This window comes from Aureimonas sp. Leaf454 (assembly GCF_001424685.1).
GTDB lineage: Bacteria > Pseudomonadota > Alphaproteobacteria > Rhizobiales > Rhizobiaceae > Plantimonas.
Window position 1 is genome coordinate 82,904 of sequence record NZ_LMQT01000002.1, and the last position, 22,123, is coordinate 105,026.

Consider the following 22,123-nt stretch of genomic DNA (forward strand, 5'->3'; position numbering starts at 1 on the left):
TGCCGGTGGACCCTCGCGGCTACCCCGTTCCTTGGAGCGCCGGCTCGGTCAGTCGCCGGACCCCTCCTGCGAGGGTGAGACGGGCTGGATGTCCGAGGTCAGGACCTCGACATCGGTGTTGACGCCGGCGGCCACGTGAAAGGCGCGCTGGAAGGTGCGATCCTTGTTGCGGGCGATGATGAGATAGTCGCCTTCGGCCAGGACCATCGAGGGGAAGGCGCCGACGCTCTCGCGCACGACGTCGCCCGAGGCGTTGGCGATCGACCAGGCCGTGTCGGCGATGGCCTCGCCGCCCTTTTCGCGCACCAGCTTCATCGTCAATTCGGCGGCCGCGTGCTGCAGCGTCGCTTCGGTGATCTTGCCGGCTTCGACCTTCAGGTCGGCGCGAACGGTGGCGTTCACCGAGCCGAAATTCGACACCACGTGATAGTTGCCGGCGCTGAGGCGCACGAGGCGATGCGGCGGCACGTCGTCGACGACGAGTTGGCGATTTCGCTCGTCCGCCGCCTCGGTGAAGATGTCGAAGGTCAACTTATCTTCCGGGATCGGCACGTCCGTCGCGGCGACGGCACTGAGCTTCAGCCCGCCCGCCTGGAGAACGACGGTTTCTCGCGTCTGCTCGCCGGTGTAGTCGATCCGTTTGGTCGCGCCGGCGCTGCCGAAGCCGACATGCAGGAGATAGGTGCCCATCGGCACTTCGAAGGTCGCCGACCCTCCCATGGCCGACGCCACGAGCGGCAACTTTCCGTCGACGCCGACATAGGGTGAGAACAGCCGCCAGACGAGCCCGTTCGGAACGATCTCGCCATCCTCGACGAGCTTGGCGTCGAGGACGAGGGTCTTGCGACGCTTCAGGAGATCGAGGGAGGGCAGATTCTGGGGGGCGTAGGCCGGCAAGACCGGCAGGTCGAGCCGCGGAGTCGATCGGTCCGGCAGTTCGGGCAGCGCGATCGGATCGAGGCGGCTGCGTCCCAGCGGCGCCCCCGCGCCGCCTGGAACGGTCTCCGGAATGGCGGAGGGCGAGGCGTAGGCACCGGGCGCGTCGGACGAGCCGCTTCCGAAGATTCCGCCGAGGTTGCGTTCCAGGAAGCCGCCGCCGCCATTGCCGGAGCTCTGCCCCCAGGCATCACCGCTCGTCCCGGCGGCCGCGACGAGGACGGCAGCGACGAAGACGGCGCGGAAACGGGTGGCGGGATGACTCGAAGACATGCCGCACGTTTGAACGGGAGATCATGGACGAATTCAAGGCGTGGCCCGCAGGTTGCCCCTCCGATCCCCCGCCGATGCATCTTCGCTTGGAAAGAGGGGGCGGGAGAGTTAGGCCAGACGAAACCGAGACAGTCAGGATCCCATCGCGTGACAAATCCCATCGACCAGCTTCTCACCCGGCGCTCCGTCGCCATTCCGGCGCTTCGCAAGCCTGCGCCGTCCGACGCGGACCTTCGCGCGATCCTCACGGCGGCCTCGCGCGTGCCCGATCACGGCAAGCTCGCGCCGTGGCGCTTCGTTCTCTACCGGGGCGAGACGGCAGCGGCGATCGGTCGTGCACTGGCCGATCTCCTGGAGGCGCGGGACGGACCTCTCGGCGAGGTCCGGCGGGATACGGAGGAGAAGCGCTTCGCCCGATCTCCGCTCGTCATCGGCGTCGTCTCGACGGCCAAGCCGCATGTGAAGATCCCCGAATGGGAGCAGGTGCTGTCCGCGGGCGCCGCCACCATGAACCTCGTTCATGCCGCGCACGCTCTCGGCTACGCCGCCAACTGGGTGACCGAATGGGTCGCCTACGACGACGAGGCCAAAGCGATTCTCGGGATCGCGCCGGAGGAGAAGGTCGCGGGATTCGTGCATGTCGGCACGCCGATCGACGTGCCGGCCGATCGCCCGCGCCCGGATCTGTCGCAGATCGTGCGCGAAGCCTCGGCGCCGGACCGGGCGTGATGTTCTACACGACCGACGACAACCGGCACGGCCTGCCGCACGATCCGTTCAAGGCGATCGTGTCGCCCCGTCCCATCGGGTGGATCTCGACCCGGGCGTTGGACGGTTCCGTCAACCTTTCGCCCTACAGCTTCTTCAACGCGATCTCGGATTCGCCCAAGCTCGTCATGTTCTCGTCGGTGGGTCTCAAGGACAGCGCGAGCTTCGCGATCGAATCGGGTGAGTTCGTCGCCAATCTCGCGACGGCGTCGCTGGCCTCCGCGCTCAACCGAAGTTCGGCGCCGGCGCCCCGAGGCACCAGCGAGTTCGCGATCGCCGGCCTGACGGAGGCGCCGTGCCGGCTCGTGCGCGCACCGCGCGTCGCGCAGAGTCCCGCAGCCCTCGAATGTCGCGTCACCGAGTGGTTCCGTCCGAAGGACGTCGAGGGCCGGGAGGGGCAGAGCGTCGTCGTGATCGGTCAGGTCGTGGGCATTCACATCGACGAGTCCATCCTGACGGACGGGCTGGTCGACATGAAGCTGGCCGAGCCCCTCAGCCGGCTCGGCTATCTCGATTACGCCGTGACGCGGGACGTCTTCGCCCTGCGGCGACCGCGCGAGCCGGACGCGTCCGATCTGCCGGAGTGAGCGCGGCTGATCCACCAAAGCGATGGCCGCCGCGTTCTTTTGTCGAACATGGTGAACCCGTCGTTAACATTTGGCCTGCAGAGTCCCGGGAGCAGGAATTCCCTCGCCAGGATGCAAGGCCACATGGACGTGCAGCGTTTCGTGACATGGTGTGAAACCGCCAGTGCAAAGGATCGCGCGGGCGGCGCCGAGATGCTGGCGGCGGCCTTCGCGGCAGGTCATCTGGAGGGCGAGGACCACACGACGGGTCTGGTGGCGCTCGGTCATTTCCTCGACGATCCCTCGCCGAAGGTGCGTCGGGCGCTCGCCGACGCTTTGGCGACGTCGACCAGGGCGCCGCGCCGCATCGTCCTTGCCCTCGCCGACGACGTGGACGATGTCGCCTGTCCGGTCGTTTCGGCGTCGCCCGTGCTTCTCTGTTCCGATCTCGTCGATCTCTTCGCCTATGGATCCCCGCGCCTGCGCGCCGCCGTCACCAGCCGGGAGGACCTGTCGCGCAAAGTGTCGGCCGCCATCGTGGAGATCGGGAGCGCGGCCGAGGTCGCCGACGTGATCGACCACCCCGCCGCCGACATCACGCCTTGCAGCCTGCGCCGGGCCGCCGAACGGCTGGGAGACGATGCCGACGTGCGGGGATGCCTTCTTGCGCGCGCGGACCTGCCGCTCGACGTCCGGCAACAGCTTCTTCTCGAAGCGGGACAGGCGTTGTCGCGCATGGCGCTCGTGCGCAACACCGTCGGAGAGCGCCGCACCGACAAGCTGATCCTGGAATCCTGCGAGGCTGCGACGGTTGACATGGCCGGCGACGTTCGCCCGTCGCACATGGCGACCTGGGTCGAGCATCTGCGCAGGAGCGGCCAGCTTTCGACGGCCTTCCTGATCCGGATCGTCTGTGCCGGACAGGTCGATCTCTTCACCGCATCGCTCGTCGCTTTGTCCGGACTGTCGGAGCGCCGCGTGCGCGCCATCGTGGTCGACGGGCGACAGGGCGCCTTCGACGCTCTGATGAAGACCGCGGGATTGCCCGACGCATCCGGGCCGCTCCTGCGCACGGCCATCCGCCTCTGGAAGCGGATCGCGAACGAGGACCGTCCCTTCGACGATCGGGCGATGCCCTCGCTGGTGATGTCCCGCCTCGCCGACGTCTTTGCGGAACGACGCGACGAGCCGGGGTTCGAGGCCGTCATGACCCTGCTGCGGCGGCTCGAGACAGAGACCGTGCGCCGGTCGGTCCGGCAGACCTTCGTTCAGTTGGCCGCTGCCTGATCACGCCCCGCCGACACGCAGACGCCGCAAGGGACCTCGCGGCGCCGATTGTCACAAGAGTTCGATCTCAGTAGCGGAACTGTTCCGCTAGGATCCGCTCGTCCCAGGAATGGTGCCGATCGAACAGGATCAGGCTGCGGGCCGTCGGCGATTCCTGGATCGTGACCTTCACGACCGACTTCACCTCCGTGTTGTCGGCGACGGCGTTCACCGGCCGCTTCGCGCGCTCCAAGGTCTCGAATTCCACCTTGTGACGGTTCGGAATCAAGGCGCCGCGCCAGCGGCGGGGCCGGAAGGCGCTGACGGGGGTGAGGGCGAGAAGCGGCGCGTCGAGCGGGATGATCGGTCCCTGGGCGGAGAGGTTGTAGGCGGTCGAGCCCGTCGGGGTCGCGACCATGACGCCGTCGCAGATCAGCTCGTCCAGCCGAACGTCGCCGTCGATGAGAATGCGAAGCCGGGCGGCTTGATGCGATTGGCGGAAGAGCGACACCTCGTTGATGGCGCGCGCTTCGTGCCGTTCGCCGTCCTCCGTCTCGGCCGTCATCTCGAGCGGGCGGATCTCGTTCTGAACGGCTGCGGCGAGACGCTCGGGCAGTCGATCCTCGCGAAATTCGTTCATCAGGAAGCCGATGGTCCCCTGGTTCATCCCGTAGATCGGCGTGCCCGTGTTCATGAACCGGTGCAACACCTGGAGCATGAACCCGTCCCCGCCCAGCGCGACGACCACACCGGCCTCCTCGGCCGGCGCATTGCCGTAGAGGCTGGCCAGGCGTTCGGCGGCCCGGATCGCATTCGGCGCTTCGCTGGCGACGAAGGCGATCGGAAAGAGCTGACGCTGCATGAGCCTCCGGCGGTTGGCTGTCCTGACGCGGCCACGATCGACCGACGGCTTCTTCTAGGCTTTTCCAACCCCGCCGCGAAGCCCCGCCATCCTCTCTTGCCCTCTGCATCGTCTTCGTCGTAAACGGCCACGAGAATTCCGGTGCACGTTCAAATCGAACATGCTATCGGCACACCGTCGCCGGCTTAGCTCAGTTGGTAGAGCACCTGATTTGTAATCAGGGGGTCGCGGGTTCGAGCCCTGCAGCCGGCACCAGAAATTACAGACATTTCGATGGTTTCGAAGCGAACGATGTGTGAGGGCCTGTGAGGATCTAGGCTCACACGCCGTCTTCGTTCAGAGACAACCGTCCGAATCACCGAGGTCATTCCACCGAACGATCATCTTGCCGAGCGCGGCGTCGGCCATTTCGGGATAGCGCGCGAGATCGTGTTTCAGGATCGTGGTGGCGCTTTCGGCCTTGTGGCCCGTGACGCTGCTGAACTCGGGGATGGTCACGCCGTCAAGCGTCATCCAGGTGACGGCCGTGTCGCGCAGTTCCTGGTCGTTCAAGCCATCAAGGGACGGGCAGGGCTGCTGTTGCCAACTCGCGCAGGTCGGCGTGCTCTTTCCTGTCGCGCCTCGTTTGATCGCCTCGTTCGGCTCCTCGCCTTCCAGCAGGCCGAAGACGGCGAGCTTCGAATATCGGCGAGGGATTGGCGATAGGGGTAGAGGCCGGGGCGTCCGCAACGGCTATGCGCTCACGATCCCTCATCGAGGGCCGGCGCTTGAGACGATCTTCGCCGACACGAAGTGGCGCGGCGGTGTCTGGCCCACGGCGCTGAAGCAAGGCCCGAAGGAGATCATCCTTCGCAACTGCATCCAGAAAGCTCACGAGAACAGGATCGGCGGCACGGCCATGCCGTGTTTCCTCGTCGACTTGGAAGCGTTCGACATGCTGGTTGGTAGCCCTGCGGCGGAGGACGCGACGGCGAAGCCTTCTTTCGTGCCCGAGGTCGATCCCGATCGTCCGACGCTCGGCGAAGGGCTGGACCGACGACGGTCGATCAGACTGGCCGAGATCGGCTCAGCGCATCAGGCGAACGGGCAGTATGCGCTTTGCGATCTCCTTGAACACCGGTGCCAGTTGGCTCGCAGTGTCTACGTCATAAAAGAGATCCGGCGACGTGGCGCAGGATTGCAGGAGGGATTGGTCTCCTTCAACGAGATTGATCGTGTAGAGAGTGATGCCCAACGTCCGAAAATTCTGACAGGCTATCTTCATTCGCTTGTCGATGCCGCTCGAGGACTCCCACCTGCTGTCCGTGTTTTCGCCATCGGTCATCAAGATCGCGATGCGATTGGCTTCAGGATTGGCTCCGCTTAAAGGCTCCTCTGGAGAGAATGCCTCCAAGCCCCATTGCAAACCAATGGTGTTGTTGGTCAGACTGTTTGGCTTCATGTCGGTTATGATCTGCTTGGCGATAGAAAAGTTCGTCGATAGGGGAGAGACCGATTGAAGCTTACTCCCGGAACATTTTTGCCTCGGATACAGCGACTCGATCTTTGACTTGACAGCAGGCCATTGGCTGACATCGTAATCCTTGGACCTATCGATAATGCATCCAGACCATGAGCCAGTCTGGACAGAGGCCTCCTCGGCCAACTCGGTTGACGATGAAGGAGCCGGTCCTGCTTTTCCATACTTATCAACCGACGACTTCATAGAGATACTGTTATCTCTGCTGACAATGCCAGGCCCTGCGAAAACCGTATCGTCAAATGGTATGACTGAAATTTGAACCTTCGAACTTATTCCTTCTAAATCGGAAATGAAGAGAAGGGCGGCCTTCTTCAATTCTACAAGGCGTTTTGAACCGCTCATCGAAAGCGAGTTGTCGAGGATGAGAACAACGTCGATATCTTGCGCTGCAGCTTTGGCGTAGGATTTTACGCTGATTCTTGTTTCGTTGATATGAAGCAAAGGCAGGAAACTATACAGAAATGTTGTTGATACGCTAAAGCTGATCTCGTCATCATTCCTCGTTACCGTTCCCTTCAAATTTTCTCCGTAGTTTGCGGAAAACCAGACATTGGCAGTTGTTTCGATTTCTGCATCCGTCAAGTTCGGGTTGGCGAGGGCGGCTGCGATGACGGCGCCATCAGATGCATCCTGCAGTTTCGAACGGGTCTTCTCGCTCTGTGCGTAATCGATGATTCCACCGAGGCCGACCACAAGCGGTATTGTCGAAATTGCAAGCAAGACTGCAAAGTCTCCACGCCGGTTCCATGGCCAATCACGCAGTGCGCTGTGCAATCTTTTTGCGTACGAGTTCTTTGCCATCGGATTTCGCCACCCAGACATAAGGACATGGAGTGGTCATGTCTAACGACATAGGCTTATGGCAGGCTGTTTTTATTTCGGAATATGGTAAGTATAAATGATGATATATATGCTTACCTTTTGGGAATAGGGCTGCAAGATTTAGGATCTTATTGGGCTGCAACGACGGTGATTGCTGCTTGCAGCAGGAGGATCGCCGCGCGGTCCTTCTTGATGCAGCCATGGGCACAACGGGGTGCTGCGGGTTTGCAGTTCCAAGGCAGCGTTGACGCGATCCGGTGAGGACCAAACCAGCGCCTCGGCAGATTCCGGCGGCTATGGATTGGATGATGCGATCAGGATCGCATGTTCGACTCGGTTGCGCCCGCCGTTCTTCGCCTTGTACAAAGCGTGGTCGGCCGCTTGAAGAAGTCCCTCCGGTATGTTCATCGAGCCGCCGGTGCGGGCGACCGCTGCGGCCACGCCGATGCTGATGGTGAGATGATCGGCACAGGAACTGCTCTGGTGAGGGATTTGCAGGCTCGCCACGACTGCCCGCATCTGTTCCGCGATAGCGAGCGCAGGTTCTAGTCCGGTACCGCCGAGAACGACGACAAGTTCTTCACCACCATAGCGGCATGCCAGGTCAGTGGAACGGTTCAAGAGTGCTTGGATGCTGTCGGCCACGGCACGCAGACAGTCATCACCTGCCTGATGGCCATAACGGTCGTTGAATTGTTTGAAACAGTCGACGTCCATGAGAACGAGCGCCATCTCGCCGCCTTCGCGCAATGTCTGCCGCCAGGTTCGATCGAGCGCTTGGTCGAAAGCCCGACGGTTCGCGAGTCCTGTCAGGCCGTCCTGCGAAGCCAGCGCCGAAAGCTCTTCTTCCAGACGCTTGCGATCGCTGATGTCCCGCATGACGAGGATCACCTCGCTTGTATCGTCGATGGTTTCGATACGGCAGGTCGTCTCGACCCATTTGAGGCTGCCGTCAGAGCAAATCGTTCTGACCTGAAGGACGGCCTGTTCCTGCAGACCAGAAACGAGACGTTCCCGGGCTTCTGCGATGATCGGCCGATCGGCTTCGTGGATCATCCAAAAGCCGTCGTTGCCGACCAACTCCTGTGGATTCCATCCGAACATCTTCGTTACAGATGGCGATACATAGAGGAACTGATCATGAGAAAATCGGCAAATGACATCCGCGCTCTTTTCGACCACCCTGCGGAACATCGCATCAGGATCATCTGTAGCCGCATTCGGCTCATCACGGAGCAGGCGGCGCAACATCGAACGAAGTCCCATTGATGTCTCCCAATTTCCCCTCTCTTAGCGGAAAGTTCCTAAAAAGCTGTCTTCTGCGCTGCCTCTCTCTACGGTAGGCGGCTCGTCTTGACCGGTTGCTGCGTGCTGTTGGACCCGAACGCGGGCGCTGTCGATCATCGCGATATCGCCGTCGTAAGCTTTGGAAAACGCAAGCCAAAACCGATCCGCATCATCCTGCGTGAATGGGTGGCTGGCCGAGGACGCGGTTCCGTCAGGAGGGACTGTCAGTCATTTATGTGCGGAGGCCATGATGATGGACAGGAAAGGACCGTCGCATCTCCATCGACAAAGAGCTTCCGGGCCAGCTTCCGGCGGGACGCAATCCGCGAGAGGTTTTCACCCGTGACGGCTGCCGACGATCCGAAGACGGCGCTGTCGGAGCGCATCTTGAACGCCGAACTCGACGAGCACCGGGACGAGGAACGGGCTGCCGCCAAGCCGAACCGGCGCAACGGCCTGTCTAAGAAGAAAACGATGATGATGGGCACCGCCGAGAGGGCAAGGATCGTCGATCCCGGGCCTCTCGCTTTTCCATGCGAAGCCCCGCACGGTCACCCCATTTACGCTTCCTCAGACGGTCACCCGCCGTTTCCCACCGTCGGCGAATTGATCAAATGTCGTTGATCCATTATCAGCTGTAGTCCATGGGGCAGCCTCGCGCCGCTGCGTTTCGGGAATCAAGATGCTGGGATTATCGAATCAAGTCTCGCCGTTGAAGCGTGAGACCTTGGAAGACGGCGTGTACCGGCAGCTCTGCGAATTGATCCTTAAGGGCGGGATCTCGCCCGGCCAGTCGATCACCGTGGCAAGTCTCGCCGATGCGTTCGGCGTGAGCCCCATGCCGGTTCGCAACGCCCTGACGCGATTGTCCAGCGCCGGCGCCTTGACGGTCATCTCCGGTCGAACCATCGGCATCCCCAAACTGACGCGCGAGCGGCTCGAAGAGGTCATGCGCGTTCGCCTGACCATCGAGCCGGTCGCAGCGGCCTGGGCGGCGGAGAAGCATGCCGTCAATGAACTCGCCGACCTGAAGCAGAAGTTCCGGGCCCTGATCGACAATGAGTCCGGGGGCTACACGAAACTTTACATTCAGGCCAATTACGACTTCCATTACGAGATCTATCGGCTGGCGCAGTCGCCGGTTCTCCTCTCCCTCATCGAAACTCTCTGGCTGCAGATTTCGCCCTATTTCCACATGATGAGCGCTTCGAAGAATTTCAAAATCTCGCAGCTTCATCACGAGCAGATCTTCTTCGGGATCGAGAGCGGTGACGCGGAACAGGCGCGCGAAGGAATGCATCGCGACATCGCCGATGCCTTCGAGATCCTGAAGGGCTATTTTTGATCGAACCTTCGTTCGGGTGCCGCTTCGGCCGCGTTCGATCCTGCCCATCGCGTGTCGCCGACGCAGGCGACGATCTTCGTTCAGACCGGACGATTCGAGCCCCTTCGGCTCGCTCATGCGAACCCGTGAGCTGAAGTCGTCGGCCGCGCGTCGCCGGCCCTTGTGACGGACTTGCAGAAGGCTGCCGAATTGCTTCGATTCGCCTGCCCGCGGCCGAACTCCTTCCGAAAAGGCTGGGACCTTCGGTCGGGAGGCACAAAAAAATCATATGACGACAAGGGCTTAGTCGAAGGAAAAACTTCCGTTCCGTTAACGGATCAAACTCCTTGCACGACAATCGATATTTGATCTAATATCCATTGGTCGGCTGGCGCATGGGAGATGCGCTTCGGCTCAAGGGGAGGAATGGATATGAAGATCAAGTCCGCATGCGGCCTGATCGCGGCTGCACTCGGCCTTTCGGCTGCTTTCGGGTTGCCGGCGGTCGCGCAGGAGAAACAGAAGGTCTTCCTGTCGATGAGCTACATCGGCAACGACTGGCAGGCCGAGGCCTCCAACATGGTCAAGGCCATGGCCGCGTCGAAGGAGCTTGCCGACAAGATCGACCTCGAAGTGCAGGTCGCCGGCCCCAACGCCCAGCGCCAGATCCAGCAGATCAACGCGATGGTTCAAGCCGGAGCGAAGGCGATCGTCGTCTACCCGATCTCGCCGACCGCGCTGAACCAGGTCGTGAAGAACGCCTGCGCGAAGGGCGTGACGATCATCGCCTACGACGCCGAGATCACCGAGCCCTGCGCCTACAACGTCACGATCGACCAGAGCGAAGCCGGCCGCGTCACCGCGCAATGGCTCGTCGACAAGCTGGGCGGCAAGGGCAACGTCGTCATGGTGACGGGCGTTCCCGGCACGTCCGTCGACACCGCGCGCACGGCGGCCGCCAAGGAGGTCTTCGCCAAGCATCCCGACATCAAGATCGTCGGCGACGCGGTCGGCCTGTGGAGCCAGGCGGTCGCGCGCACCGAGCTGTCGAAGCTTCTCGCCACGAAGAGCTGGGACGAGATCGACGGCGTCTGGATGCAGGTCGGCTGCTACACCGCCAATGCCATGCAGCTCGAGGCCGGCAAGACGGCCGAGCAGTTGAAGCCCTGCGCCGGCGAAGGTTCCAATGGCGGGCGCATCCAGATGCTGCCTAAGGGCACGGAGGTCGAAGGCGCTGACGGACCGTATGCGCCCCTCGGCGCCCCGCGCATCTCCTATGCGTCTCCGCCCTATTCCGGCGCCTATGCGCTGAAGCTCGCCGTTCAGATCCTCGACGGCAAGACGGACGTGCCCCATCACACGACCCTGCCGCTGCCGGTCGTCACCAACGAGACGGTCCGGCTCTGCGAGACCGGCTCCTGGGAGGAGATGAAGAACGGCTGCAATGCGTTCAAGCCGTCGATCGTCGCCAATCCCGGCTGGTTCGCCTCCATCTACTCGGCGGAAACTCCGGAGCTCGGCCTGAACGCCGCGCTCGTCGGACAGCCCGAAGGCTGATCGCGCAAGGCTCGGCGGCCGCTTCGATGCCGCCGAGCCTGCCGCATCGACCACGCCCGGTCCGGGCTCCTCGTTTCTCGTGATGGAAAAGGATGGTCGCATGACCCTCCCAGGTGCGACGACGGCTGTCGAACTCGACGCCGTCTCGAAGTCCTTCGGTGCGACGAAGGCCGTCAGCGACGTGAGCTTTTCCGTCGCCTCCGGCACCGTCCATGCGCTTCTCGGCGAAAACGGCGCGGGCAAGTCCACGACGATGAAGCTCCTGTCCGGCCTGATCATGCCGGACAAGGGCACGCTCCGGATCGACGGCGCGCAGGTCCGGCTCGCGTCGCCCCGCGACGCCCACCGGGCGGGGATCCAGACGGCCTTCCAGGAGCTGACGCTCGTCCGCGATCTCAGCGTCCTCGACAACATGCTTCTGCCGCGCTCGCCGCGGAGCCTCTTCGGCACGCTGAAGCGCGGCCGGGTCGCGGCCGAGGTCCAGCAGCATTTCGAAAGCCTCGGGCTCGACATCGATCTCGCGGCGGAGGTCGGGCATCTCGATCTCGCCATGCGCCAGAAGATCGAAATCGCCCGGGCCCTGTATCGTCGGCCCCGCATCCTCCTCCTCGACGAGCCGACCTCCGCGCTGGCGGGCAACGACGTGGAATGGCTCGGCCGGATCGTCGCCGACTCCAAAGCCGCCGGCATCACCGTCCTCTTCATCTCGCATCGCATGCCGGAAGTCCGCGACTTCTGCGACACGATGACGATCCTTCGAAACGGCCGCCACATCTCCACCGGACGCGTGGCCGACTACAGCGACGGCGAGGTCGTCGAGCTGATCATCGGTCGCTCGCTGGACCAGACCTTTCCGGCCCGCACCGCGACGACGTCGCTGAAGCCGACCGCGCCCGTCCTGGAAACACGCGCGCTCACCGCCGGCAAGAAGCTGCGCGATGTCGACATCGATCTTCGTCCCGGCGAGATTCTCGGAATCGCCGGTCTCCAGGGCATGGGACAGCTCGATCTCTTCTCGGCGTGTTTCGGCGCGTTGGCGACCCGGTCCGGCGACATACGCGTCGATGGAAAGATCGTCCATCTGTCGTCGCCCGCCGACGCGCTTCATCCGTCGCTGCGCATCGGTCTCCTGCCCGAGGATCGAAAGACCGAAGGGCTCTTCCTGAAGCTCGACGGCACGACCAATGCCAGCTTGCCGACGATCGGCGCTTTCACGCGGGGCGGTCTGATCGACGGCGAGGCCGAGCGGCAAGCGGCCGAAGCGGTGTTCTCGGTGATCGACGTCTCGCCCGTCGCGTCCTACACCGAGGCCGAAGCCTTTTCCGGCGGCAATCAACAGAAAATCGCGATCGCCAAGTGGCTCGTCGCGGAAAGCCGCATTCTGCTGCTGTTCGATCCGACGCGCGGCATCGATGTCGGCACGAAGCACCAGATCTACGAATTGATGCGCGCCTTCGCCGATGCCGGCGGCGCCGTTCTCTTCCATTCCACCGAAATCCCGGAGCTCGTGCATCTCAGCGACCGTGTCGTCGTGCTCTACGAGGGCCGGGTCGCCGCGCGCCTCGATCTCGAGGAGATCGACGAGCTCGCCATCATGAACGCGGCGCTTGGTTCCGTCTCCGCGTCCGAAGCCTCCCGGTGGTCCGCATGAGCGACGTGTCGGCTGCCCGCCTGATCCGGCATCCCGCCCCGAAGGTCCGCCGCGCGGCGGACGCGCCGGCGACGCTGCGGTGGCTCGCCCGCAACCGGGCGCCCGTGGTCGCGCTCCTCGTCTTCATCGGCCTGTTCCTTCTCGTCGACTGGATCAGTCCGGGTCCGCTCAGCTATTTCGACATTTCCTTCCAGGCGCGCGGCGGAACGGCGCTGGCGCTCGCGGCCATGGGCCAGACGCTGGTCGTCCTGTCCGGCGGCTTCGATCTGTCGGCCGGCGCGGTGATCTCCCTCGTCAACGCGGTGCTCGCGAGCCGGATGGACCCGGCGAACATGGACGCCTCCGTCGCGCTCTGGACGCTGGTCGGGATCGGCACGGGCATGGCTGTCGGCGCGTTCAACGGCTTCTTCGTCGCCGTGCTGCGGCTGCAGCCGATCGTCGTCACGCTCTCGACCATGTTCATCGTGCAGGGGCTGACGCTGCTCGTCCTGTCGCAGCCCGGCGGCTTCATCGCGCCCTCGCTCGGCACGCTTTACATGGGCGACGCCATTCCCGACATCCTCCCGGCCTCGCTCGTCCTCCTCGGCTGTGCGGCGCTCTTCTGGCTCTGGTTGAAGAAGACCGCCTTCGGCGTCGCGCTCTATGCCGTCGGTAGTGACCCCGTCTCCGCCACCGCGACGGGCGTGCGCGTGCCGCTCGTGCGGTTCGGCGCCTATGTGCTCGGCGGCGGGTTCTACGGTCTCGCCGGCGTCTTCGTGAGTGCCCAGACCGGGTCGGGCGATCCGTTGGTCGGAAACTCTCTGCTTCTCTCCATGTTTGCGGCCGTCGTCATCGGGGGAACGCGGCTGGGCGGCGGCAAGGGCGGGCTGGTCGGCACGATCTTCGGCGCCTTCGTCCTGATGATCGTCGTCAACATCCTCCTGGCGCTGAACGTCTCGGCCTATTTCTCGACGATCGCCGAAGGCGGCGTCCTCCTTGCGGCGGTTCTCCTGGGCTCGCTCTCGCGCGATTCCATTCTCGCGGAGCGCTTGAGGACCCTGCGCGGCGCCATCAAGGCCCGGCGTGCGGGAACGCACGTGTCCCAGCGCCCCGGAACGGACCGCAAGCTCGCCTTCGTCGCATCGCGTGCCCGGCCGCGCGCCGCCGCCGACGCCCTTCCCGAACCGGGCTTCCTGAAGCGCAACGCCACCACGCTGCGCTATGCCGTCCCCGCCTACATCTGCCTCCTCGTCGTGCTCGTCGCCACGCAGTTCGTGCTCGGCAACACGCTGGCGAACTGGGGTTTCTGGAACTCGCTGCTTGTTCTGTCGACCTTCCTCATCATCCTCGCCCTCGGGCAGGGCTCGGTGATTCTCACCGGCGGGCTCGATCTCTCCGTGCCCTGGACGATCGGCCTCTCCGGCATCCTTCTCGCCGGCCTGGTGCAAGGCTCGGATGCGGCGCTCCTCTATGCCGTTCCCGCCGTGCTCGGCGTCGCGACGCTGATCGGCCTCCTGAACGGTCTCGGGGTCGTCGCCCTCGGCCTCTCGCCGATCGTCGTGACGCTGGCGGCGAACGGCATCCTTCAGGGCGTCGCGCTGCTCTATTCCGGCGGTACGCCGTCGGGCTTCGCCTCGCCGGGCCTGCGCTGGTTGATGACGTCCAAGATCGCCGGCGCGACGCCGGTGCTGGCTCTCCTCGTCCTGTTCCTCGTCGCCGGCACGCTGCTTCTCGGGCGCACCGCCTTCGGGCGGCGGGTCTACGCGATCGGCAACAGCCTGGAGGCCGCGCGCCTGTCCGGCATTCGAACCGGCCGCGTCATCATCGGCGTCTACGTGCTGTCGGCTCTCTGCGCCGCGCTTGTCGGTATCCTTCTCACCGGCTTTTCGGGGCAGGCGAGTCTGGGCATGGGCGACGACTACCTGCTTCCCTCGATCGCCGTCGTCGTCGTCGGCGGCGCGCTCATCACCGGTGGGCGAGGGCACTTCCTCGGCATGGTCGGTGGCGCTCTGCTGCTGACGGCCCTTCAGACGCTGCTGGCCGGGACGACGCTTCCCTACGCCTTCCGCGCCATTTTCTTCGGTTGCGTCGTCCTGGCAGCCGTCCTCGCCCTTCGCGAACGCCGGAGCTGATCTTGAGCCTGTCCCCGACCCCAACGACCCTCATGCCCCCGGGCCTCCTCTCCGGCCTGGAAGGCCAGCGCGTCGTCGTCACGGCGGGCGCCGGCGGCATCGGCCTCGCGACCGCCCGCCTTCTCCATGCGCAAGGCTGCCGCGTCGCGCTCTGCGACGTCTCGACGGAGGCCCTCGACGCGGTCGCCGCCGAACTGCCGGGTGTCACCGTCGCATCGGCCGACGTTTCCGACGAGACCGAGGTCGCCCGCTTCTTCGACATCGCCCTCGAGGCGCTCGGCGGACTCGACGGTCTCGTCAACAATGCCGGCATCGCCGGTCCGACCGGCGGCGTCGAGGAGATCTCGGTCGCGGACTGGCGGCGCTGCCTCGATATCGGCCTGACCGGGCAGTTTCTCTGCACACGCCTGGCCGTGCCGCATCTGAAAGCAGCCGGCGGCGGCGCGATCGTCAACATGTCGTCCTCCGCCGGGCGGCATGGCTATGCCTATCGCACGCCATACGCGGCCGCGAAGTTCGGCGTCATCGGCTTCACGCAGAGCCTCGCCAAGGAACTCGGTCCCTCCAACATCCGCGTCAACGCCGTGCTGCCCGGCATCGTCGCCGGGCCCCGGATGGAGAAGGTCATCCGTGACCGCGCGGCCCAGGTCGGCGTTCCCTACGAGGAGATGGAGACGCGATATCTCGAAAAGGTGTCGCTGCGCCGCATGGTGACCGCCGAAGACGTCGCGGGGTCCATCGCCTTCCTCCTCTCGGCGGCCGGACGCAATCTGTCCGCCATGTCGTTCAACGTCGATGGCAACGTGGAGACGCTCTGATGGCCTCGACATCCCCCATCGTCGCCGTCGTCGGCACCGGGCTCATCGGACGTGCCTGGGCGATCACCTTCGCCCGTTCCGGGCTGACGGTCCGGCTGTGGGATCCCAACCCCGACGCCAGCACCGCGGCCAAGGGCTTCGTGCGCGAGGTCGCGGAGGATCTCGCCGCGTCCGATCTCCTCGGTGGTCGATTCGTTGACGAGGTTCTGGCCTCGCTCGTGCCGTGCGCCGAACTTTCGGACGCGCTCGACGGCGTGCTCTGGGTTCAGGAATGCGGCCCCGAGGTTCTTGCGGTGAAGCGGGAGACCTTCTCCCGGCTCGACGCGCTGGCGCCAAAGGATGCGATCCTCGCCAGTTCGTCCTCGGCGCTTCTTCCCTCGGCGATGTTCGAGGGACTTGCCGGCGCCCGGCGCTGCGTCGTCGCCCATCCGATCAATCCGCCCTATCTCGTGCCCGCTGTCGAACTGGTGCCCGGGCCGCAGACCAGCGCCGAGGTCATGGAGCGCGGCGCGATCTTCCTTGGCGACGTCGGGCAGGTGCCGCTCGTCATGGACAAGGAGATCGACGGCTTCATCATGAACCGCCTCCAGGGCGCGCTTCTCGACGAGGCCTTTCGTCTGGTCGCCGGCGGCTATGCCAGCGCGGCCGACGTCGACCGCGGCATCGCGGACGGGCTCGCGCTGCGCTGGAGCTTCATCGGGCCCTTCGAAACGATCGATCTCAACGCGCCCGGCGGCGTCGCGGATTACGTCGCGCGCTACGGCGCCATGTATGCGGGCCTCGGTGCGAGCATGCGCGAGCGCGTGGAATGGGCGGGTCCCGTGGTCGACGCGGTCGTCGCCTCGCGCCGCGAGAGCCTTGCCGAGGCCGAGCTCGGCAACCGCCAGGTCTGGCGCGACCGGCGCCTCATGGCGCTGCGCGCGCACAAACGCCAGGTTGACGCCGATCTCGGCCGCTAATCTTCAGGAGTCTTCCATGTCCAACGCTTCCACGAGCGGCAAGGTCATCATCACCTGCGCGGTGACCGGTGCGATCCACACGCCGACAATGTCGCCCTACCTTCCCGTCACGCCCGAGCAGATCGCGGCGGATGCGATCGGGGCGGCCGAGGCCGGCGCGGCGATCCTCCATCTCCACGCCCGCAATCCGGAGAACGGGAAGCCCGATCAGAGCCCGGAGGGCTTCGCCAAGTTCCTGCCGACCGTGAAGGCGTCGACGAATGCCGTGATCAACATCACGACCGGCGGCAGTCCCTTCATGAAGGTCGAGGAACGCGTCGCTCCCGCCGCGACGTTCAAGCCCGAGGTCGCGTCTCTCAACATGGGCTCGATGAACTTCGCGCTCTTCCACCTCGCCGACAAGTACGACACGTTCAAGCACGACTGGGAAAAGCCGCAGCTCGAAGCGACCCGCGATCTTGTTTTCCGCAACTCGTTCAAAGACATCGAGTACATCCTCGAAACCTGTTACGACAACAACACGCGCTTCGAGTTCGAGTGCTACGACACGTCGCATCTCTACAACCTCGCGCATTTCGCCAACCGGGGCCTCGTGAAGGCGCCCTTCTTCGTGCAGACCGTGTTCGGCCTTCTCGGCGGCATCGGCACGCATCCCGACGACGTCTCGCACATGAAGCGCACGGCCGACCGGCTGTTCGGCTCGGACTATCGCTGGTCCGTTCTGGGGGCGGGATCGAGCCAGTTGCGCATCGCGGCTCTCTCTGCCGCGCAGGGCGGCCACGTGCGCGTGGGTCTCGAGGACTCGCTCTGGGCCGGCAAGGGCAAGCTCGCGACGTCGAGCGCCGAGCAGGTTCACATGGCGCGGGGGATCATCGAAGGGCTCGGGCTTCAGGTCGCGACACCGGACGAGGCGCGGGCGATCCTCGGTCTCAAGGGTGGCGATCAGGTCGGCTTCTGATCAGGACATCCAACGTCAAACGGTCTGGGAGGACCTTCGAATGCGCATCGAAATTCTCGTCGACGTCAAGACGACCCTCGGCGAAGGACCCCTCTGGGACGTGGACCAGGAGCGGCTCTACTTCATCGACAGCTTCGACGGCCGCGTGTTCCGAACCACCGTCGACGGTCGGGAACTGCGCGCCTGGGACGTGCCGGCGAAGATCGGCTCCATGGCGTTGCGCAAGGATGGCAACGGCGCCATCGTCTCGCTGCAGACGGGCTTCCACGCCCTCGACTTCCGGAGCGGCGACTGCGACCTCATCCATGATCCGGAGCCGGACCGGCCGAAGAACCGCATCAACGACGGCAAGGTCGACCGGCGCGGCCGCTTCTTCGCAGGCTCGATGGACACGATGGAGGAGGGGCCCTTCGGCGCGCTCTATCGCGTCGATCCCGACTTTTCCGTCACGAAGGTCGAGACGGGGATCATCTGCTCCAACGGCCCCTGTTTCTCGCCGGACGACAAGACCTTCTACTTCAACGACACCTGGAGCGGCGCGATCTGGGCCTACGACTACGACGTGGAAACCGGAGAGGCGACGAACCGCCGCGACCATGCCAAGGTCGACATGAGCGGAGGCGGAGCGGCCGACGGATCGACGGTCGATGCCGAAGGCTTCCTGTGGAACGCGCAGGTCTACGACGGCAAGATCGTGCGCTATGCACCGGACGGCTCGGTGGACCGGGTGATCGAGATGCCCGTGAAGAAGGTGACGAGCGTCATGTTCGGCGGACCGAATCTCGACATCCTCTTCGTCACCTCCATGGCCAAACCGCCGCTGCCGCGCTTTCCCGACGACGGCGTGCAGCGCGGCAGTCTCTTCGCGATCCACGACCTCGACATCAAGGGCGTTCCGGAACCACGCTTCGGCGCCTGATCCTGCGCAGCTTCGGCTCCGCCGACCTCGTCCTTTCTTCGGGAGTGTCCACCATGGCAGAGACCGCACCCCTGTGGACGCCGTCGCCCGACCTGATCGGAGCGGCGACGATGACCGCGTTCCGGGCCTTCGCGGCAGAGCGGTCGGGTCTGACCTTCCCCGACACCCCGGCGCTCCACGTCTGGTCGATCGCCGAGCCCGCCGCTTTCTGGGACGCGATCTGGGACTTCTTCGGCGTCGTCGGCGAGAAGGGTGATCGTCGTCTCATCGACGGCGATCGGATGCCGGGTGCCCGCTTCTTCCCCGATGCCCGACTGAACTTCGCCGAGAACCTCCTGTGCTCGGTGTCCGCCGGGACGGGCGATGGCGATGCGCTGGTCTTTCGCGGAGAGGACGCAGTCGAGGCTCGCTGGTCGTGGAACCGGCTTCGCAGCGAGGTTTCCCGCCTGCAACAGGCATTGCGCGATGCCGGCGTCGTCGCGGGCGACCGGGTGGCGGCACTTCTGCCGAACGTTCCGGAAGCCGTTGCGGCCATGCTGGCGGCAGTCTCGCTCGGCGCGGTCTGGTCGTCGGCATCGCCCGATTTCGGCGTGCGCGGCGTGCTCGACCGCTTCGGTCAGATCCGGCCGAAGGTCCTCTTCGCCGTCGACGGCTATCGATATGCCGGCAAACGCATCTCGCTCGCCGAAAAGCTCGGCGAGATCGCGTCCGGGCTCCCGAGCGCAGCCCATATCGTGATCATCGACCATCTGGGCGAGGCCGCCACCGTGATCGAGAGGATGAAGGACGACCGCGCCGAGACCCTTTCCGATTTTCTCGTCGATTTCGACGCTGCGCCCCTGACCTTCGAACGCTTGTCCTTCGATCAACCGCTCTTCATTCTGTTTTCGTCGGGCACGACCGGCGTTCCCAAATGCATCGTCCATCGCAGCGGCGGCGTTCTCCTCCAGCATCTGAAGGAACTCGGCCTTCATTCGGACGTGAACGCCGGCGATCGGCTCTTCTACTTCACGACGCTCGGCTGGATGATGTGGAACTGGCTGGTCTCGGGCCTCGCGCGTGGGGCGACGTTGCTTCTCTACGACGGTTCGCCCTTCCATCCCGGTCCGAACGTCCTTCTCGACTATGCCGATGCGGAGCGCATGACGCATTTCGGCACGTCCGCGAAATACATCGACGCGCTCAAGAAGTCGGGCGCGCGCCCGATCGAGAGCCACGATCTTCGAACGCTGCGGGCAATGATGTCCACCGGTTCGCCGCTCGTCTCGGAAAGCTTCGACTTCGTCTACCGGTCCATCAAGGCCGACCTCCACCTCGCCTCGATCTCGGGCGGAACCGATATCGTCTCCTGCTTCGTCCTCGGCAATCCGACCCGTCCCGTTCATCGCGGCGAGATCCAGGGTCCGGGCCTCGGGCTGGCGGTCGAGGTCTGGAACGACGAGGGCCGGCCCGCGGGCATCGGCGAGAAGGGCGAACTGGTCTGCACTCGGCCGTTCACGTCCATGCCGCTCGGATTCTTCGACGATCGTGACGGCGCGCGCTACCGGGCCGCCTATTTCGAGCGCTTCGCCGAAGTCTGGTGCCATGGCGATTTCGCGGAGGCGACGTCCAACGGCGGCATCGTCATCCACGGCCGGTCCGATGCGACCCTCAATCCGGGTGGCGTCCGGATCGGGACGGCGGAGATCTACGCGCAGGTCGAGACCCTGTCCGAGGTGCACGAGTCGCTCGCCATCGGACAGGACTTCGAGGGAGACGTGCGCGTGGTGCTCTTCTTGCGTCTCGCACCCGGCGTGGTTCTCGATGCGGCGCTCGAGAAGACCGTGCGCACGCGCATCCGAACCGGCGCCTCGCCGCGCCACGTGCCGGCCCGGATCGTCGCCGTCACCGAGATTCCCCGCACCAAATCGGGCAAGATCGTCGAACTCGCCGTGCGCGACGTCGTGCACGGCCGGACGGTGAAGAACGTCGAGGCGCTCGCCAACCCCGAAGCGCTCGATCTTTATCGCGACCTCGCCGTCCTTCGGACCTGAACGGCCGGACGAGCGGCCGGTCGCGAAGACCCGTGGACAGCGCAGGCCGTTTCGCGTCTTCGTCCTGCGCCACGGCCTCTCTTCCGGATATGGTCGTCGAAAGCCAGATGTGAGACAGGATCCGGACCGATGATGCCATCGCTTCTCGAACGGGACGACGAGACCCTCCTCAAGAGCCTCTTTTCGGCGGCGCTCCGCAGCGCCATGCCGGCAGGACGCTTCGAGGGGCGGTTGCCGGACCGGCCGAAGGGCCGCACGATCGTGCTCGGCGCCGGCAAGGCGGCGGCCTCCATGGCGGCGGCCTTCGAGTCGGCTTGGGGCGGCCCCTGCGAGGGGCTCGTCGTCACGCGCTACGGCCATCGCGTCCCGACGCAGGGCATCGAGGTGGTCGAGGCGTCCCATCCCGTCCCGGACGCCGCCGGCGAAGCGGCCGCAAGGCGCATCCTGGCGCTTGCCGAGAGCGCTGGACCGGACGATCTCGTCGTCGCCCTCATCTCGGGCGGGGCATCGGCGCTTCTGGCCATGCCCGCGGCCGGCATCGCGATCGAGGACAAGCAGGCGCTGAACCGCGCGCTCCTGCGGTCGGGCGCGCCGATTCACGAGATGAACAGGGTTCGCAAGGCGCTCTCCGCGATCAAGGGCGGGCGGCTTCTCCAGGCGGCGCACCCCGCCCGGGTCGCGACCTACGTCATCTCGGACGTTCCCGGCGACGATCCCGCCGTGATCGGCTCCGGTCCGACGATTCCCGACGCGACCGATCCGGACGAGGTCCTGTCGATCCTTCGGCGCTATGAGATCACGCTGGAGGATCGGGTGCTTCAGGCGATGGAGGCCAATCGGCTGCAACCGCAGGCCGGCGCGACGGCGACGGACATCGAGATGCTGGCGACGCCCATGATGGCGCTCGAAGCTGCGGCCGAGGCGGCGCGCGCGGCCGGGATCGAGCCGATCATTCTCGGCGATGCGATCGAAGGGGAAGCATGCGAGGTCGCGCGGGAGCATGCGAAGCTGGCGCTCGATTTGTCGCCGGAGCGCCCGGTCGTGATCCTGTCCGGTGGCGAGACGACGGTGACGGTCCGGGGCGCGGGGCGCGGAGGCCGGAACTCGGAATATCTCCTCGCGCTCGCCCTTGCGATGGGCGGCCGGAGCGGCATCTCGGCCATCGCCTGCGACACCGACGGGATCGACGGATCCGAGGACAATGCGGGCGCCTGGTTCGACGCCGACATTCTGCGATCGGCCACGGCGAAGGGGATCGATCTCGCGGCTCTCCTCGATCGTCATGATTCCTACACCGCCTTCGAGGCTCTGGACCGCTTGGTGGTGACGGGGCCGACCTTCACCAACGTCAACGACTTCCGCGCCATTCTCCTCCGGCCATGATCGAAAGGCCGCCGGCTTTCGCAGGCGGCCTCTGTTCCGATCGATGGGGCTGGCCGTCGACCGGTCGAGAACGATGGGAGGGGCGGCCACATCCGCCGCCCCACGTCG

General features: G+C 65.0%; 18 protein-coding genes, 1 tRNA gene and 1 pseudogene. 15 read left to right on the plus strand and 5 right to left on the minus strand.

What is annotated here, in order from left to right; all coding sequences use genetic code 11:
- Positions 1 to 48 precede the first annotated feature (48 nt).
- Positions 49 to 1,209 carry a hypothetical protein gene (locus ASG43_RS05370; protein ID WP_244487993.1) on the minus strand — a complete coding sequence of 387 codons (1,161 nt, stop codon included), beginning with the start codon at positions 1,207 to 1,209 and terminating at the stop codon, positions 49 to 51.
- 147 nt (positions 1,210 to 1,356) lie between these two features.
- Between ASG43_RS05370 and ASG43_RS05375 the strand changes: the two genes are divergently transcribed.
- The 3 genes from ASG43_RS05375 to ASG43_RS05385 all read left to right on the plus strand — a co-directional run bounded on the left by ASG43_RS05375 (position 1,357) and on the right by ASG43_RS05385 (position 3,830).
- Positions 1,357 to 1,938: a nitroreductase gene (locus ASG43_RS05375; protein WP_056501408.1), complete on the plus strand. Its 582-nt coding sequence runs from the start codon at positions 1,357 to 1,359 to the stop codon at positions 1,936 to 1,938.
- Entirely contained in the window at positions 1,938 to 2,564 is a 627-nt protein-coding gene (locus tag ASG43_RS05380) for a flavin reductase family protein (RefSeq protein WP_056501411.1), read from the plus strand. Before ASG43_RS05375 ends, ASG43_RS05380 begins: the two co-directional genes overlap by 1 nt.
- Before the next feature lie 123 nt (positions 2,565 to 2,687).
- A complete protein-coding gene (locus tag ASG43_RS05385) occupies positions 2,688 to 3,830 on the plus strand; it encodes a DUF2336 domain-containing protein (RefSeq protein WP_056501415.1) in 1,143 nt (380 codons plus the stop codon).
- Between the two features lie 67 nt (positions 3,831 to 3,897).
- On the opposite strand, the gene ASG43_RS05390 is transcribed toward ASG43_RS05385, so the two are convergent.
- Complete coding sequence (locus tag ASG43_RS05390; protein ID WP_056501418.1) at positions 3,898 to 4,671, minus strand: NAD kinase; 774 nt, start codon at positions 4,669 to 4,671, stop codon at positions 3,898 to 3,900.
- A gap of 179 nt (positions 4,672 to 4,850) precedes the next feature.
- Between ASG43_RS05390 and ASG43_RS05395 the strand changes: the two genes are divergently transcribed.
- Positions 4,851 to 4,926 (plus strand) — tRNA-Thr (locus ASG43_RS05395).
- Between the two features lie 81 nt (positions 4,927 to 5,007).
- Here the strand turns inward: ASG43_RS05395 and ASG43_RS22560 are convergent.
- From ASG43_RS22560 to ASG43_RS05410, 3 genes are all read right to left on the minus strand, one after another.
- Complete coding sequence (locus ASG43_RS22560) at positions 5,008 to 5,400, minus strand: hypothetical protein (protein ID WP_156386490.1); 393 nt, start codon at positions 5,398 to 5,400, stop codon at positions 5,008 to 5,010.
- Positions 5,401 to 5,737: 337 nt separating this feature from the next.
- Entirely contained in the window at positions 5,738 to 6,994 is a 1,257-nt protein-coding gene (locus ASG43_RS22010; protein ID WP_162244679.1) for a TadE/TadG family type IV pilus assembly protein, read from the minus strand.
- A 315-nt stretch (positions 6,995 to 7,309) separates the two neighbouring features.
- Entirely contained in the window at positions 7,310 to 8,266 is a 957-nt protein-coding gene (locus ASG43_RS05410; RefSeq protein ID WP_200939474.1) for a sensor domain-containing diguanylate cyclase, read from the minus strand.
- A 311-nt stretch (positions 8,267 to 8,577) separates the two neighbouring features.
- Between ASG43_RS05410 and ASG43_RS23450 the strand changes: the two are divergent.
- The 11 genes and pseudogenes from ASG43_RS23450 to ASG43_RS05465 all read left to right on the plus strand — a co-directional run.
- Positions 8,578 to 8,797 (plus strand): annotated as a pseudogene (locus tag ASG43_RS23450) (IS256 family transposase); the annotation flags it as partial.
- A gap of 187 nt (positions 8,798 to 8,984) precedes the next feature.
- A complete protein-coding gene (locus tag ASG43_RS05420; RefSeq protein WP_056501429.1) occupies positions 8,985 to 9,647 on the plus strand; it encodes a GntR family transcriptional regulator in 663 nt (220 codons plus the stop codon).
- 411 nt (positions 9,648 to 10,058) lie between these two features.
- On the plus strand, positions 10,059 to 11,183 hold the full coding sequence (locus ASG43_RS05425) for a sugar ABC transporter substrate-binding protein (RefSeq protein WP_156386491.1): 1,125 nt from the start codon (positions 10,059 to 10,061) through the stop codon (positions 11,181 to 11,183).
- Positions 11,184 to 11,283: 100 nt separating this feature from the next.
- The gene (locus ASG43_RS05430) at positions 11,284 to 12,834 is read left to right on the plus strand and encodes a sugar ABC transporter ATP-binding protein (RefSeq protein ID WP_056501586.1); all 1,551 of its coding nucleotides are present in this window, start codon (positions 11,284 to 11,286) and stop codon (positions 12,832 to 12,834) included.
- On the plus strand, positions 12,831 to 14,945 hold the full coding sequence (locus ASG43_RS05435; protein ID WP_082490666.1) for an ABC transporter permease: 2,115 nt from the start codon (positions 12,831 to 12,833) through the stop codon (positions 14,943 to 14,945). The genes ASG43_RS05430 and ASG43_RS05435 overlap by 4 nt, the downstream gene beginning before the upstream one ends.
- A gap of 32 nt (positions 14,946 to 14,977) precedes the next feature.
- Positions 14,978 to 15,763, plus strand: coding sequence for an SDR family oxidoreductase (locus ASG43_RS05440; RefSeq protein WP_056501435.1), 786 nt, complete (start codon positions 14,978 to 14,980; stop codon positions 15,761 to 15,763).
- Positions 15,763 to 16,722 carry a 3-hydroxyacyl-CoA dehydrogenase gene (locus ASG43_RS05445; protein ID WP_056501437.1) on the plus strand — a complete coding sequence of 320 codons (960 nt, stop codon included), beginning with the start codon at positions 15,763 to 15,765 and terminating at the stop codon, positions 16,720 to 16,722. Before ASG43_RS05440 ends, ASG43_RS05445 begins: the two co-directional genes overlap by 1 nt.
- Before the next feature lie 16 nt (positions 16,723 to 16,738).
- A complete protein-coding gene (locus ASG43_RS05450) occupies positions 16,739 to 17,680 on the plus strand; it encodes a 3-keto-5-aminohexanoate cleavage protein (RefSeq protein WP_056501440.1) in 942 nt (313 codons plus the stop codon).
- A gap of 40 nt (positions 17,681 to 17,720) precedes the next feature.
- Positions 17,721 to 18,599 carry an SMP-30/gluconolactonase/LRE family protein gene (locus tag ASG43_RS05455; protein WP_056501441.1) on the plus strand — a complete coding sequence of 293 codons (879 nt, stop codon included), beginning with the start codon at positions 17,721 to 17,723 and terminating at the stop codon, positions 18,597 to 18,599.
- Positions 18,600 to 18,652: 53 nt separating this feature from the next.
- A complete protein-coding gene (locus tag ASG43_RS05460) occupies positions 18,653 to 20,632 on the plus strand; it encodes an acetoacetate--CoA ligase (protein WP_056501446.1) in 1,980 nt (659 codons plus the stop codon).
- 129 nt (positions 20,633 to 20,761) lie between these two features.
- Positions 20,762 to 22,015: a glycerate kinase gene (locus ASG43_RS05465; protein WP_056501450.1), complete on the plus strand. Its 1,254-nt coding sequence runs from the start codon at positions 20,762 to 20,764 to the stop codon at positions 22,013 to 22,015.
- Positions 22,016 to 22,123 lie beyond the last annotated feature (108 nt).